Origin of the sequence: Bdellovibrio sp. BCCA, assembly GCF_037996825.1 — a bacterium.
GTDB lineage: Bacteria > Bdellovibrionota > Bdellovibrionia > Bdellovibrionales > Bdellovibrionaceae > Bdellovibrio.
The window spans coordinates 417,841-433,065 of the sequence record NZ_JBBNAC010000001.1 but is presented as its reverse complement, the minus strand read 5'-3'; the positions used below and the strand labels follow the sequence as shown (position 1 = coordinate 433,065).

13 protein-coding genes are annotated in these 15,225 nt (G+C 44.8%); 8 read left to right on the top strand and 5 right to left on the bottom strand.

Features of this window, described 5'->3' with window-relative positions:
* The first annotated feature begins 435 nt into the window (after nt 1-435).
* Entirely contained in the window at nt 436-3,114 is a 2,679-nt protein-coding gene (locus AAAA78_RS02190; RefSeq protein ID WP_340590089.1) for a valine--tRNA ligase, read from the top strand.
* Nucleotides 3,115-3,194: 80 nt separating this feature from the next.
* Here the strand turns inward: AAAA78_RS02190 and AAAA78_RS02185 are convergent, their stop codons facing one another.
* From AAAA78_RS02185 to tsaA, 4 genes are all read right to left on the bottom strand, one after another.
* Complete coding sequence (locus AAAA78_RS02185) at nt 3,195-3,968, bottom strand: hypothetical protein (protein WP_340590088.1); 774 nt, start codon at nt 3,966-3,968, stop codon at nt 3,195-3,197.
* A 44-nt stretch (nt 3,969-4,012) separates the two neighbouring features.
* Nucleotides 4,013-4,483, bottom strand: a complete 471-nt coding sequence (locus tag AAAA78_RS02180) for a hypothetical protein (protein ID WP_340590087.1) — start codon at nt 4,481-4,483, stop codon at nt 4,013-4,015.
* A 126-nt stretch (nt 4,484-4,609) separates the two neighbouring features.
* On the bottom strand, nt 4,610-5,593 hold the full coding sequence (locus AAAA78_RS02175; RefSeq protein WP_340590086.1) for an isopenicillin N synthase family dioxygenase: 984 nt from the start codon (nt 5,591-5,593) through the stop codon (nt 4,610-4,612).
* A gap of 95 nt (nt 5,594-5,688) precedes the next feature.
* Complete coding sequence (gene tsaA, locus AAAA78_RS02170) at nt 5,689-6,396, bottom strand: tRNA (N6-threonylcarbamoyladenosine(37)-N6)-methyltransferase TrmO (protein WP_340590085.1); 708 nt, start codon at nt 6,394-6,396, stop codon at nt 5,689-5,691.
* A 121-nt stretch (nt 6,397-6,517) separates the two neighbouring features.
* Here tsaA and AAAA78_RS02165 point away from each other — a divergent pair, with 121 nt between their 5' ends.
* The 3 genes from AAAA78_RS02165 to AAAA78_RS02155 all read left to right on the top strand — a co-directional run bounded on the left by AAAA78_RS02165 (nt 6,518) and on the right by AAAA78_RS02155 (nt 9,809).
* A complete protein-coding gene (locus AAAA78_RS02165; protein WP_340590084.1) occupies nt 6,518-6,949 on the top strand; it encodes a hypothetical protein in 432 nt (143 codons plus the stop codon).
* A gap of 71 nt (nt 6,950-7,020) precedes the next feature.
* Nucleotides 7,021-8,601 carry a S8 family serine peptidase gene (locus AAAA78_RS02160; protein WP_340590083.1) on the top strand — a complete coding sequence of 527 codons (1,581 nt, stop codon included), beginning with the start codon at nt 7,021-7,023 and terminating at the stop codon, nt 8,599-8,601.
* A 140-nt stretch (nt 8,602-8,741) separates the two neighbouring features.
* Entirely contained in the window at nt 8,742-9,809 is a 1,068-nt protein-coding gene (locus AAAA78_RS02155) for a hypothetical protein (RefSeq protein ID WP_340590082.1), read from the top strand.
* Nucleotides 9,810-9,879: 70 nt separating this feature from the next.
* Here the strand turns inward: AAAA78_RS02155 and AAAA78_RS02150 are convergent, their stop codons facing one another.
* On the bottom strand, nt 9,880-10,596 hold the full coding sequence (locus tag AAAA78_RS02150; RefSeq protein ID WP_340590081.1) for a Crp/Fnr family transcriptional regulator: 717 nt from the start codon (nt 10,594-10,596) through the stop codon (nt 9,880-9,882).
* A 260-nt stretch (nt 10,597-10,856) separates the two neighbouring features.
* On the opposite strand from AAAA78_RS02150, the gene AAAA78_RS02145 reads away from it, so the two are divergent.
* Genes AAAA78_RS02145 through AAAA78_RS02130 form a run of 4 tightly spaced genes read left to right on the top strand, consistent with a single transcriptional unit; the run spans nt 10,857 to nt 15,209 of the window.
* A complete protein-coding gene (locus tag AAAA78_RS02145; RefSeq protein ID WP_340590080.1) occupies nt 10,857-11,837 on the top strand; it encodes a BMP family lipoprotein in 981 nt (326 codons plus the stop codon).
* 2 nt (nt 11,838-11,839) lie between these two features.
* Nucleotides 11,840-13,315, top strand: coding sequence for an ABC transporter ATP-binding protein (locus AAAA78_RS02140; protein WP_340590079.1), 1,476 nt, complete (start codon nt 11,840-11,842; stop codon nt 13,313-13,315).
* Nucleotides 13,312-14,340: an ABC transporter permease gene (locus AAAA78_RS02135; RefSeq protein WP_340590078.1), complete on the top strand. Its 1,029-nt coding sequence runs from the start codon at nt 13,312-13,314 to the stop codon at nt 14,338-14,340. Before AAAA78_RS02140 ends, AAAA78_RS02135 begins: the two co-directional genes overlap by 4 nt.
* Nucleotides 14,340-15,209 (top strand): ABC transporter permease, encoded by an 870-nt coding sequence (locus AAAA78_RS02130; RefSeq protein ID WP_340590077.1) that lies wholly within the window; start codon nt 14,340-14,342, stop codon nt 15,207-15,209. The genes AAAA78_RS02135 and AAAA78_RS02130 overlap by 1 nt, the downstream gene beginning before the upstream one ends.
* Nucleotides 15,210-15,225 lie beyond the last annotated feature (16 nt).

Genomic DNA, 15,225 nt, shown 5'->3' with positions numbered 1-15,225 from the left:
GCCTGATTCGCTTTTGCATTTTTGAAACCACTCTCTTCTTTGAGCGGAGTTAAAATCATCCATCCATCAGTCTTGGGAACGATAACGTAAGCTTTTAAAATCTGAATTTATGCCGCGTCTCCACTAAGATCGCCGCAATGCTTCAGTTATTAAACCATGCAACAACTGCAGTTTTTGAATTTATCGAGGAAACCAATAAAATCCCGTTTGAGTTTTAAACCCGGGCCGCGGGAGCGAGTTCCACAGCAGCCAGTCCCAACGGGACGGCGTCTGCGAGGACTGTCCGAGCGGACGAGGTCTGGGTTTAAAACTCAGACGGGATTTTATGGGTCTTACCCCCGCATTAAGCCTACAAAACAAGCCTCAAGTTTGTTACTCTCAAAGGGTTTAAAAGTCCCAGTATTTCGTGTTCTTAAATGAGTTAGAGGTCTTCAAATGTCAGAACAATTATCCGATCGTTACAATCCCGCAGACGTGGAAACTCGTACCTATCAATGGTGGGAGAATGCTGGATACTTCAAAGCACAAGATCAGTCCACAAAACCTCCGTTTTCAATCATCCTTCCTCCACCGAACGTCACAGGTTTCTTGCACATGGGTCACGCTTTGGATCACACGATTCAAGACATGCTCATTCGTTGGAAGCGCATGAATGGTTACAACACAATGTGGTTGCCAGGAACGGATCACGCGGGCATCGCAACTCAATCGGTTGTTGAAAGAGAACTTAAAAAAGAAAATATCACTCGTCATGAATTAGGCCGTGAAAAATTCGTAGGCAAAGTGTGGGAGTGGAAACATCAATATGGCGATCGTATTTATTCACAAATGCGCCGTCTTGGTGACTCTTGCGATTGGGAACGCGCCGTTTTCACATTGGATGAAGGCGTTTCTAAAGCCGTTCGCAAAGTTTTCGTGAGCCTTCACAAAAAAGGTTTGATCTACCGTGGTCAACGCCTGGTGAACTGGTCAGGCCCTCTTGAGACAGCGATTTCCGATTTGGAAGTTGAACACAAACAAATCAAGGGTTCCCTTTATCACATCAAGTATCCACTTGAAGATGGTTCTGGTTTCTTGATTGTCGCAACAACTCGTCCTGAAACAATGCTGGGCGATACCGCTCTTTGCGTAAATCCAGATGATGAACGCTATAAACATTTGATCGGCAAAAACGTGATCGTTCCTTTGATCAACAGAAAGATAAAAATCATCGCAGACACTTACGTTGATAAGGCTTTCGGTTCGGGCGTTGTGAAAATCACTCCGGCGCATGACTTTAACGATTATAAAATCGGTAAAACTCATCACTTGGAGTTCATCAACATTCTGACAAAAAAAGCAGAGATGAACGAAAACGCAGGTCCTTACCAAGGCTTGAAAGTTCAAGAAGCTCGTAAGCGCGTGTTGGAAGATTTAAAAGCACAAAACCTTCTTGAAAAAGAAGAACCTTATGTTCACTCAGTAGGTCACTGCTCTCGTTCGGGCGCAGTTGTTGAGCCTTTCTTGTCTGAGCAGTGGTTTGTAAAAATGGAGCAGCTTGCAACGCCCGCAAAACGCGTTGTTGAAAGCGGCACAATTCGTTTTGAACCGGAATCTTGGACAAAAGTATACTTGCACTGGCTGAACAACATCGAAGACTGGTGTATTTCTCGTCAATTGTGGTGGGGTCACCGCATTCCGGTTTGGTATTGCACGAACTGCCATCACCAAAACGTGAGCGAAACAGATGTGACCGCTTGTGAAAAATGCGGAAACACGAAACTGACTCAAGACGAAGACGTTTTGGATACATGGTTTAGTTCGGCTCTTTGGCCGTTCTCAACAATGGGTTGGCCGACAGAGACTGAAACTCTGAAAACATTCTACCCAACAAGTTACTTGGTGACTGGTCACGATATCATCTTCTTCTGGGTGGCTCGTATGATCATGATGGGTCTTGAGTTCAAACGTGATGTTCCGTTCCGCACAGTTTACATCCACGGTCTGGTGCGTGACTCTCAAGGTCGCAAGATGTCTAAGTCTTTGGGCAACTCTGTCGATCCGGTTGAGATGATTGAAAAGTACGGAGCAGATGCTTTGCGCTTTACATTCGCGGCTCACTTGTACTCTGGAAAAGATTTTAAATTCAGTGAACAACGTCTTGAAGGCTACAGAAACTTTATGAACAAGATCTGGAATGCGGCTCGTTTCGCGCTTTCAAATCTTGCTGACTTCAAAGTGCCTGCGGAAGGTGTGAAAGCCCTTCCAAACAAAGGCCAAATCAGTGTGTTTGACCAATGGATCATCACAAAGTTGGCAGAGGTCACAAAAGAAGTGGAAGAAGCAATGGAAGGCGAAAGATTCTCTGACGCTGCCAATGCTCTTTACCAATTTATTTGGAATCAGTTCTGCGATTGGTACATTGAATTTACAAAACCAATCATGAACGGCAACAACATGGAAGAAAAACAAGCGACTCAACTTGTGATTGCGCAAGTTTTGAATCGCATGATGCGCTTGTTGCATCCATTTGCTCCGTTTATTTCAGAAGAGATTTACCAAAAGCTTCCGATCAAAGGCACGGCTTGTATCGTGGACCAGTTCCCGAATACACGTAACGATAAAGAATTCCTAAGCCTGGGCTCTGCTCAAGCGGCTCTTGAAATCGATATCGTGAAGGAAGTGATCACGGCGATTCGTAACATTCGTGGTGAAAACCGCATCAGCCCGGCTGTAAAAATCAACGTGCGTTTGGGTGTGACAAATGACCAAGTTCAAAAAATCTTGGGCAACAACCGCACGGCTATTTTGACAATGGGACGTGTTGAGAATCTTGAAATCGGAGAAGAAGGCAACCTGATGAAGTGCGCTGTCGCTCCGGTTGTGGTGAAAGACACGAATGTGAAAGTGATCATCCCGCTTGAAGGCTTGGTCGATTTTGATGAAGAAGTAAAACGCATCAACAAGTTGATCGAAAAACTTCAAAAAGACATCACTATGCTTTCTGGTAAACTTTCAAACGAGAAGTTTATTGCGAATGCCGACGAAGAAGTTGTAGCAGCGGATAAGGCTTTGTTAGCTCAGTCCAAGATCCAACTGGAGTCTTTGCGTGATGCTTTGACTCGTTTCCAATAAGTCTTAAAAGTAATTTCAGAATAACGGCGAGCAGACAACCCTCCTCGCCGTTTTCACAGTAGAACTCATTGCGAAAGATTCTACTTACAACGACAGGCCATTTTTGTAGAATCCGCATCAATGCACGTAAAAGTCTTACCATCATGCGGAAGCTCAAACGAATAGATCTTTCCGTTTCTTTCAATCAATAAAAGATCATCGCCATTTTGATAAAACATCCGGCGAGATGTCGATTTGCCAACAAGCTCTCCGTCTGACTCAAGGCTCGCGATCAAAGCATCCGAAGGATTGGCCATCTGGTCTGCTGCCAAAGGTAATTCTTTTTGCTCACCAGAAGCACCCAAAGAATAATACTTCAGGGTCTTCTGAGATTGTTTTTCTGGATCAGGAGAATTTTCGATATAAATACGACGAAGCTCGCCTGCTTTTGTACGAATGTCCGTCGCTGACCACTCATCTGTCGTCATAACGATGTCACCCAAATCCGGAGAAATCGCTTTATTGAAAGTTTCAAAATTAATTTCAGACTGAGGATCAAGCTGTCCTACTTGCATGTTTAAGCAAACAGCCATTTCCTTAAGGTGTTTTTTGTAAGCTTCAAATTTTCCGGCGTCTTCCATTTGTGTAGGGAGAAATCCTGCACTGGGTGCTGAAGCTTGCTCAGAAGGAGGAGGCACTTCGCCTTTAGGTTTTCCAGCAGTAGCAGAAGAAGATTCCGGAGGAACATTTCCCATCGTCTCGGGATCAACGACAGCCGTCGGATTTTTTTCTCCACCAGACCAGAATTGGCAATAAGAGATGATTAAAATAATAGCGGCGCCAACAATGAGGAGTATTAAAGTATTCTTCTTCATACCTTGTTGTACGCCGTTCAAATCTTTTTATCAAGAAACGGTGCTTACCGACTGATATCGACAGCGACGTCAATGGGTTCAAACGAAACCACAGAAACGCCGATAAAACGCATGCGAACTTGCAGAATATCAAAAACCTGTGCGACCTTTTCGCAATTAGGTCCTTTCAAAGTCATATACATTAAATAATTAGGAAGGCCTGGCTGATATTCAAATTGCCAGTGAGAAATCGCCTCGCAACCTTGGACCACTTTTGGAAAATCCAAAGCTTCAAACTCGGCTTTCTGTGCGTTCGTGAAGGAAATCTCTTTATCTTGCAAAAACGGATCGACTTTATCAGCCACTAAGCCCACACGCAAAGTCGCCTCTTGAGTCACCGGATTCCAAACGAAAGAATAATCGTATCGGCCCGGCGCCAGAGTATTGATTTTGAAACTCATGAAATTATCGGCCGCCTGACTGTGCGCGGACCACAAACTCACCAAGACCATCATCACAAACACAAAATATCGCATGAAATCCCCCTTCATGTTCTACTCGTGAAACAAACCGTTTGTATCTAATCTCAAGAGCTAAAAGCAAGAAAGGGATTCTTACGAATCCCTTTCTTGAAGTCATTTCAGTTCAGTGACAGAAAATGTCTATTTGATAAGACCGATCTCACGCAAACGTTGCATCAAGAAATCGTGTCCAGTGATATCAGGGTATTTCGCGCCTGTCCCTTTACAAGATGGCAAGCAGCTCAACATCGCTTCTGGATGCGGATGCATAAAGAACGGCATTGAGTAACGGCTTTGGTTTTTACCGTCTTGCGGGTTGATCACACGGTGAGTAGTTGAAGGCAATACGTCGTTTGTTAAACGAGCCAACATATCACCCACATCGACGATCAACGTGTCTGGTTCAGAATCGATATCCAACCATTGACCATCACGATCTTTCAATTGAAGACCGGAAGCCGTCGCTGCTGGCAAGATTGTAATGAAGTTGATATCTTCATGAGCCGCTGCGCGCACGCAACGAGGATCAACACCTTCAGGAATCGGCGGATAGTGAAGAAGACGCAAGATTGAATTTCCATCTTTCGTCATTTTCGCGAAGAAGTCTTTTTCAACTTCAAGAGGCATCGTCAATGCTTCCAGCATCACGTTTCCTGCTTCTTCCAAAGCATCAAACAAAGCTGTGAAGTGAGATTTAAATTCAGGAGTCTCTGTCGGCCATACGTTTTCTGGGTAAACTGTTTTCAAAGCGTGGCCTTCAGGAAGAACGCGACCCACGTGCCAGAACTCTTTTAAGTCCATCACTGGAGAATCTTTAGCGTGCTCTTGACCAAATGGAGTGTAACCACGTTGGAAGCCCGCCTTTGGAGAGATGTAAGATTTTTTTACGTCTGTTGGAAGAGAATAAAATTTTTGAAGGATATCGTAAGCTTTGTGTAAGTCCGCGGCTTTCACGTTGTGATCTTTAAGAATGATGAAACCGTATTCTTTAAGACCTGTGAAAAGATTGTCGATGAATTTCGCGCGGTCCGCGTCTGAGCCCTTTGTGTAGCTTGCAAGGCTCAATGTTGGAACTTTACGAAGAGTGCTGTTTTCAGAATGAGAAGCAGTATCCAATGTTCTCACGATTTCCCTCCAAGTTAGTTTGTCTACACTTCAACTTCGTTGAAGTAACATTAGAACGGACTCTAGCAAGGTGCGCAAATAAAAGGCAACTGCAACTAAATATGTATGAAACGAATATCAAAAACTCGGACTAAAGTGGGAGTTTCAAATTTGAAATGGACATCTCCATCAAACAAACGAACCGCGTGCTCATTGCGATAAGGAGATTCTTTTTCCTCATAACCGCGATAAACCACAGGGCGCGGGTCTAACTTGAGGGTTTCCTCGACAACTTTTCTTAACGACTGATCTGGAAGACGTGCTTCCCACTCTTTCATCAAAGCTTCTGCGTGCTCGGTAAATTCTACATGGATAGGGTCTTTAGCGATCTCCGCAGGCCAGCCCGTGCGCGCGTTAGGGATAGCCTCCACCTCAGGCAGATAAGGCTTGATATCCAAGATGGGCGTGCCGTCCACAAGATCGGCTCCAGCAACGATGATCCCGTCTTTCTCGACTTTAATAAGCTCCACCAACGAAAGGCCGATCGGATTGGGACGATGTGGACTGCGAGTCGCAAACAAGCCCATGGTCTTTCCTTCAAGACGCGGAGGATGAACCTTTGCATGAAAACGCGCCGTTTTATTTTGATGAAAAACCCACACGAGCCACACATGACTAAAACCTTCGAGCCCCTGAAGAGATTCTTCAGGTTGAAGATCCGCACGAATTTTCAGGCGCGCCCAAGCCTCCTTCACAAGGCCAGGCTGTCGCGGCGTCCCGAATTTATCGCGAAAACAAGATTCTAAATAGCCAATAGGTTCCATAGAGGTACGCCGTACCTTTTTGAATTGCCTCGCGTCAAGGACTTTCAAATGACACTCCATTTTTGAGTGACACTCGCTCTGGATTGCATAAAACGAAAGCATATCTTTTAGGAGGGTTCTTATGAAACATTTGATTTTAGTAGCCGCTCTTGCTTTGGGCGTGAGCGCATCTGCGTTTGCCGGAGAACTTGATAACGAGTCTTCAGTAACGAATCAATCCATGAACGGAACAGTTGTCATTCGCGTGGATACTCGCACGAACCAAACAGCGGTGATGGCTTCTGATAAAGTGATGGCCAACGATACTCAAGCTCAAGCCTTGGCGCTGAAAGGCACCTTCCAAGCGGTTTCTGCTGAAAATGTCAGAAGCGAATTGGACAACGATGCCGGTGCTTCTAGCTGGTATTTCTGCAACCCATGCGGAAATTACAACAGCGGTTACAACACTTACTACTACAGCTACGTTTACTGGTACGGCACTTGGTACACACCCTGCTATACATACAGTTATAGCTATTATCAGTACTACTACTACTCAAACTATCGTTGGTAGTTGATGAAGAGCGGTCCTTAAGGGGCCGCTTTCTCTATGGGGCTTTTTGTTTTTTGAAGGGTTTTTAGTTCATGAAGTTATTGATTTCTTTTTTGAGCGTTTGTTTTTCTTTTCAATTCGCCTTTGCATCTTCTCCGTTTTCAAATCTTGCTGGCGTTAAATATTCTTTGGGATTTTCTCCTTACTACTCTCAACAAAATCCAGGACGTCGCCTTAAGATCGCAGTTCTAGATAAAGGATTTTACGGTTACGAAAAAGAGCTGGGCCGATCACTGCCGGCATCCACTCGTTACGTTGCAGGACCTGTGGCAAATCCAGAAAATGTGAATGTGGAGCATGGTCTTCGTATGGCGCAAATCTTAGTTGCCATGATGACAAACGATATGCAGGCCACACAATGGATGCCAGAGCTGACACTTTATAACGTCTTTGGATTTTCAAACTTCAAAGCGGCGATTGATGATGTGATCGCAAACAAAGTGGACCTCGTGCTTTATTCTGAAGTATGGGAGTACGGCGGAAACTTTGATGGCACAGGCTTCATCAATAACGAAGTCAACCGCGCTACTCGTAACGGCGTGATCTGGGTGAATGCCGCCGGGAATTTTTCTTTAACAACTTACAATTCAGGCATTCGCACACTGAAAGACGATTGGGTGCAGTTGCCAGATCAAAACAATGCCTTGATGATTCGCTGTGAAAACCGCAATGGCAAATGCCCTGTGAAAATCGTTCTTTCCTGGAATGATTTTAAAAACGACGTGGAGCTTGGAACAGATAAGGACCTGGATCTTGCTTTAACGGACGATATGCTCAATATCGTGCAAACAAGTGCTTTGAAACAATCCAAAGATCCAAAAGAATCCCGTCCTGGTTTTTCAAAATACCCGCGTGAGATTATCGCAGCAGAACTTTCTGCTGGAACATACTTTTTGCGCGTGAAAAATCGCTCACAAAACTTTGTGGATCGCGATCAATTGCGCATCACGGTCGATGGCGAAGTGACAATGCCCTCTCATAGCATCAGCGACACAATTCTAAATCCCGCTGACAACACAACGGTCATTACTGTGGGTGCTTCTGATTCGGATCGTTCATCATCATCAAAAAACAAGCCCGATCTTTTAGCGCCGTCTTCTATTCAGTTGGCAGGTGGCGGAGAATATCGTGGCAGCTCCAATGCCGCGGCCATTGTGGCAGCAGGTTTGGGAATTTTAAAATCTCAAGAGCCACGCATGACTCGCAAAGATCTTTTAGACACAGTCACTCGCGGCAATGGCGATGGTTGGAATCAGCGTGGAGTTTCGTTGAATCTTTTGGAATTCGGGCCAACGGGCCCTGGATGTTTTATCGACGTGAATCTAAATCCAGTTCCTGATTATGTTCGCGAAGTTTTGTCTCGTGGCGGAGTTCCTGTTCAAACGACAGCGGCCGTTCGCGTGATGGTCCCGTTTGATCCAATCACGATGGCACCTTATCTTCGTCGCAATTTATTAAACGACATGATCGTGGCACTTCCACAAGGAGGATACGCGGTGTATCCGCGTTTTGCTGCCATTCCTCCGGGAGCCGTCGAAATTTTCCAACGTCCTCTTGAAGCCGGACTTTGCCGTCCTCCTTCCATCGGTGGTGGGAAGAATTTCCATCTCTAGATTTCATTCGAAAAGCGTCGTCTCAATTTGAGACGGCGCCAAATTTGGTCGCAGCGCTGTCAGTTCCCTAACAATCAATTGCACTAAATTATCCATAAAATATGGTCCGCGAATTGCTTTTACCTCCTATGAGGTGAACAATGCGCGTCTTTAAATTTAAAACTCTCTGCCTTTCGTTGATGGCCATCACGTGCCTTTTATCTTTCAATGCGAAAGCGGAAGACGAAACGAATCTTCTCTTAGTCCCAAATGAAAAAGACGCTCCGGCCATCACATCTGAATCTCAAGAAATGGAAGTTCGCTTTGATCCTTCCGAAGTCACGGAGCCGGAAAAAAACTTTGACCGTGAAAAATTCATTCGTGACTCACGAGACCTTATGACAGCGGAGCCTTCTCAAGAAAAAATCGAAATCTGGTCAGGACCGCGCTCTGAAGAACACTTACAAAAACTTTTGCAACTTTCAGACGCTGAAATCGCTTCGTTCTTAGGAAAGAAAGAAGCTTTCCTTGGGAAATTCGCTAAAACTTTGGCGTTCTTCCGCTTGTCTCCAAAGAAAATCAATAAGGTTTTACTAGAGCTGAACAATCGCTTTTACGAAAGCTCGCATGTCGTTTCCCGCAGTAACACCAAGGGTGCAGCGATGATGTTCTCCGTTTCAGGTGGTATGGCTTTGCCACAGAAATTCGTCAAGACTTTGAAAGAACGTAGTATTGGCAAATACATTCCGGAGTCCGGTGGATTTTATTATATGATGGGTTTAGGCGTCAGCTTTGCCCGCCGTGTAGATGAAAACAAAAAATCCAAATTCGTTTTTGAAATCTTTATGGATGTGGAAAGACTCAAATCCACTCTGACTGGACTTGTGGAAGTTTCTGCTGCTGGAACTTACGGTCTTGTGTTTGAAAAACGCACGGGTGAATTCACTCATCAAAAAAGTAATACCACTTACGGTGGCGTTGCCGGAGTTTTCCGTCAAGGAACACATCAATTTGGTTGGGCCGCCTCAACGGGTCTTTCCATGCCTCCAGGAATCGGCGCAATCTTAGTTTATCAAGATGAAGTGACTCGCTATTATCTTTTCCGCACAGAAAATCTGAAAGTGACTTTGCCTGCTTTGAGAATGATCAAAGACAACGTTTTAGATTATTTCAGAAATCTTCTTGGCAATAAGACTCACATCGTAACTTGCAACCAAGCCATCATGTAAAAATAAAAAACCCGCTTCGCGCAAACGAAACGGGTTTAAAATGTCTTTTGCATAGACAAAAGTTTTCTTTTTAGAAGTTGCCGGATCTTTTCATCAAGCCATCTTTGTTTTTAATGATGATCTCTTTACCGTTTAGATCGATAAGACCTTCATTTTTAAACTCAGTCAGATGACGAGACAAAGATTCATTGATTGTGCTGGCAAGCTGAGCGAACTCATTGCGTGTCAGTTTCAAATTCAATGAAATTCCGTTTGGAGTTTGCACCCCGAATTTGTCAGCAAGCAAAACCAGTTGGTAAGCGATGCGTTCTTGCACCGATGCCAAATAGTGAAGCTGGCTGATAGTTTCAAAAGACTCAAGATCGTTCACTGCTTGGTTGAGCAGCAATTTTACTAACGGACTTGCTTGAGCAATCGCCACTTGAATCAATTCGCGTGGGTAAAGCCAAAGCACTGTCGACTTAACAGCTTTCGCATGACTCTGGGCAGGCATGCCTTTTACCAAAGCCTTGTAACCAAAATATTCTCCTGGAGACACCAGTTTGGTTACATATTCATTTGTAGTTGTGCGTCCGCGGGCATGAGAGCGGTTTACTACAACTTTAACACAGCCAGATTGCACGTAATACAGACCCTTCGCCGGTTCCCCTTCTTTGAAGATCATCTCCTCTTCTTTGAGATGAATGACTTCATAAGGAACGTTTGAAGTATTCGGAATATTTAGGTTTTGATTGCCCATAAAACCAAGGGAGTTTACTCCGCCATTGAGTATCGTTTGAGATTCCATACTCTATTACCTCCGAGCTTTCTTCGTTGGGTTAATGTTTAGGCCAATCCTAAACTGGTATTATACAGCCGCCTAATTGAAATTTCGACATAACACTCTTGTAACGGCAGTCTATTAACGCCCTGACATGCTTTTGACTTGACTCATAGGGACAGCTCCCCTACTTTCTCCGCCAGAAATCAGAGTTTTTTTTGTGATATCAAACGTTTACTTAGTGCTAAAAGGCACCTGAGTTTCATCATATTTAAGGGGCTCAAAAGATGGTTAAATCGTTCGTTACTGGCCTGTTAATTGTGTTATTCCACATTGTTTCTTTCGCAAATCCAATTAAAGTCGGATTGGTTCTAGATAAGGGCGGTAAAGACGATAAATCTTTCAACTCCGCAGCTTACCTTGGCGCAACAAAAGCAGAAAAAGACCTAAAAATTGATCTGAAATACGTCGAAGCCACGGATACAAACGCCATTGAAAACTTGCACCGCTCTTTTGCCCGTAAGAATTTCGATCTTGTGATCGGAATCGGTTTCGCGCAAAAAGAAGCCGTTAAAAAAGTAGCAGCGCAATTTCCAAACGTGAAGTTCGCCGTTGTTGATGGCGAAGTTGATGCAAAGAATGTTCGTTCCCTTTTGTTTGAAGAGCACGAAGGTTCTTTCTTAGTGGGTGCTTTGGCGGCGATGGTTTCTAAAAACAATGCTGTCGGTTTTGTTGGCGGTATGGACATTCCTTTGATCCGTCGTTTCGCGATGGGATACGCAGCCGGTGCGAAATACGTAAATCCAAAAATCAACGTGATTGAAAACTACATCGGTGTCACTGGTGAAGCTTGGAACAATCCTGCGAAAGCAAAAGAGTTGGCGCTTTCTCAATACGCAAAAGGCGCTGACGTTGTGTTTGGTGCAGCGGGTGCTTCCAACACTGGTATCTTCGATGCCGCTGAAGACAAAAAGAAATTCGCGATTGGTTGTGACTCGAATCAAAACTGGATCAAACCCGGCGTGATTTTGACGAGCATGTTGAAAGCCGTGGACGTTGCGGTTTACGACACGATCAAAGAAACTCAAGAAGGAAAGTTCACTGGTGGTGTGAGCCACTTTGGTCTTAAGAACAACGGTGTGAACTACACTTTGGATCAATACAACGACAAGCTTGTGACTCCGGATATGAGAAAAAAGCTTGAAGACATCAAAAAGAAAATCATCGCTGGCCAAATTCAAGTTCCTGACTACTACAAAAAGAAATAGTAATGAGTGTTTCAGCAGTAGAGTTTAAAGGGGTTTCAAAATACTTCGGCGAAGTCCGCGCGAATTCTGATATTTCTTTCTCTGTTGCTAAAGGCACTATCCACGGCATCGTTGGCGAAAACGGTGCCGGCAAATCCACCGCCATGAAAATCCTTTTCGGACTCTATCGTCCCGATGGCGGTGAAATTCTTGTTCACGGAAATCCGGTTTCTTTTGAATCTCCGATTGATGCCATGGCGGCAAAGATCGGCATGGTTCATCAACACTTTATGTTGGCGGAACCTTTCACCGCTCTTGATAATATTTTGCTGCAACAAAAAGGCTCGGCATTTTCCCTTCTTCCACGCAAAGAACAAAAACAACGTCTGCAAGAAATTGCGGAACGTTATGGTTTTACTTTGAATCTGGATGCGAAGGTTGAAGACCTTTCTGTCGGCGAACAACAGCGTTTGGAAATTCTAAAAATTCTTTCGCAAGACTCTGAGATTTTAATCTTGGATGAGCCGACGGCTGTTTTGACTCCGCAAGAAGTGCAAGACCTGTTTAAGAATCTTCGTCGCTTGAAAGATGAAGGCAAAACGATTCTTATCATCACTCACAAACTCAAAGAAGTGATGAGCCTTACGGATTCAGTCACTGTGTTTCGCACGGGACGTGTTGTGGGAAATAAAAAAACGTCTGAAACAAACGGTTCCGAACTTGCTGAAATGATGGTCGGTCGCCACATTCAAGCTCCTCAAGAAAGACAGACGTCCGTTGATAAAACTCGTGCGGTTTTAAAGTTCGACAATGTCTCTGCGACTTTGGGCAATCATCAGATTGAAGATATCAACATCACCGTTCATTCAAAAGAAATCGTCGGCGTTGCTGGCGTTGAAGGTAACGGACAAGACATTCTGATTCGTTCTTTGCTTGATAAGCACGCTCTGAAAAAAGGTTCCGTAAATGGTTCTGTCTCCAGCGAAGGATTGATTTGCTCTTTTCCAGAGGACCGTTTGCGTTTTGGTATGCTTCCCGCGCGCCCTGTTTATGAGAATTTTATTTTAGGTCAGCACAAGCGTTCTCTTTTCTCGCGCGGTATCTTTTTAAAAGTGCGCGAGATTATTTCTCGCACCAAAGAGATCATGGATACCTACGATATTCGCCCGCACAATCCTCTTTTGCCTTTTGATAAACTTTCCGGAGGCAATCAACAAAAACTTGTTGTCGCTCGCGCCCTTTCGCAAAAACCCCAAGTGGTGATTGCAGCACAGCCGACTCGTGGTGTGGATATCGGTGCGATTGAATTTATTCATAGTGAACTTCGCAAAGCGCGCGATGAAGGCGCTGGCATTCTTTTGATTTCTTCGGAACTTGATGAACTCATGACTCTTTCAGATCGTATTGTGGTTCTATACAAAGGAAAACTGGTGGCGGAATTTAACCGCTCTGAATTTAATGAAATTGCACTAGGAACTGCGATGGGAGGGTGCAAGTGAAACGCATCCTCGGATTTTTAATCGGTCTTACTATCGCTTTGCTTTTGACTTTGTTTGCTGGTGAAAACCCTTTGAACATCTTCATGATTCTTATGAAGAGTGCTTTTGGTTCCATGTATGATTTGGGTCTGACTCTTTCCTACACGACACCTTTGATTTTTTGTGGTCTTTCAGTCGCTATCGGTTTTCATGCCGGATTATTTAATATCGGTGCTGAAGGACAACTCACTGTGGCTGTGCTTACGGCAGCGGCTGTTGGTGTACTTTGTCCAAACATTCCATTTCCTTTAGCTCCAGTTGTCGCGTTCCTAGCAGCGATTCTTGCCGGAGGACTGTGGGGATGGATCGCCGGATGGTTGCGCGCGTATCGTGGAAGTCATGAAGTGATTATCACAATCATGCTGAACTTCATCGCGGCAGGTATTGCGAGTTGGTTTACTCTTAAAATCATTCCAAATCCGAATTCTCAAAATCCTGAAACGGCGATGGTGTCGCCCAACTATATGTTTAAGGATTATGATTTGATCGCACGCCTTTTCCCAGACACTCCTGCGAATGCTTCTTTGGGCTTTGCGATTGTGTTTGCAGTTTTAATGTGGATATTTCTCTGGAAAACCACGTGGGGCTTTGGTTTGCGGGCTGTCGGCTCCAATCCTGAAGCCGCTCACCGTGGTGGAATTTCTGAAAAGAAAGTGCAAATGCTGGCGATGGCGTTGGCTGGAGCGCTTGCTGGTTGTGTCGCTCTTTCTGAAGTTTTAGGAAGTGCCGGACAGTATCGCATTGGATTTTCCCCGGACTATGGTTTTATCGGTATTGCCGTTGCGCTTTTAGCAAATAATAATCCCTTGGGTATTATCGCTGCCGCTTTCTTAATGGGCGCACTTCATAAAGGTGCTTCAGATCTGGATCTTGAGACAACGACAATCACTCGCGATTTTTCTCGCATCATCCAAGGTTTGATCATCTTGGGTGTGACGGCTCAAGGTTATTGGGAGTGGATTAAGCACAAAAGGAGAAAAGACTGATGGACATGATGGCTCTTATCATCTCTTTGCTTCTCGCCACTTTGCGTTTAGCAACTCCTTTAGTTTTTGCTTCAATGGGTGGCTTTATGAGCGAGCGTTCCGGTGTTGTGAACGTTGCCCTTGAAGGTTTTATGCTGACAGGTGCTTTTGCCGGAGCCGTTGTCGGACATATGTTTGCTTCCGCGTGGTTGGGTTGGGGTGCGGCTTTGATTGCGGGCCTTGTGATCGGCGCACTGTATGCTCTTTTCACGATTGAACTTAAAGCCGATCAAATCGTCACAGGTATGGCGTTTAATCTTCTTGTGATGGGACTTATTCCCTTTCTCACGAAGATTCTTTACAACTCAACAGGTTCCACACCAGCGTTACTAGCGGAAGACCGTTTTAGTTTTGAACCGCTTGTGATGGCGTTCGTATTAGTCGGGGCTTTGACTTACTGGCTTTATAAAACGCGCTCCGGTCTTTGGCTTCTTTTTGCGGGTGAACACCCCGAAGCTCTTGTCGCTAGTGGCGTGAGTGTGCGCAAAGTGCGTTGGGCCGCTGTTTCTGTCAGTGGAGCTTTCGCTGCGTGGGGTGGCGCAAGTTTATCTTTGTTCTTGGCTTCTTCATACTCTCCATTGATGACGGGCGGCCGTGGCTTTATGGCGCTCGCGGCTTTGATCTTTGGAAAATGGAAACCACTGCCTGCTCTTGGAGCTTGTTTGCTTTTTGCATTTGCTGATGCTTTGCAAATTCGTTTGCAGGGAATCAAAGTGAACGACTTTGAAATCCCCGTTCAGTTTATTCAGATTTTACCTTACGTCGTGACCATCATTGCGTTAGCGGGCTTTATCGGAAAAAGCCGTGCACCGAAAGCGTTGGGACGATAACTTTCAAAAGAGGTTT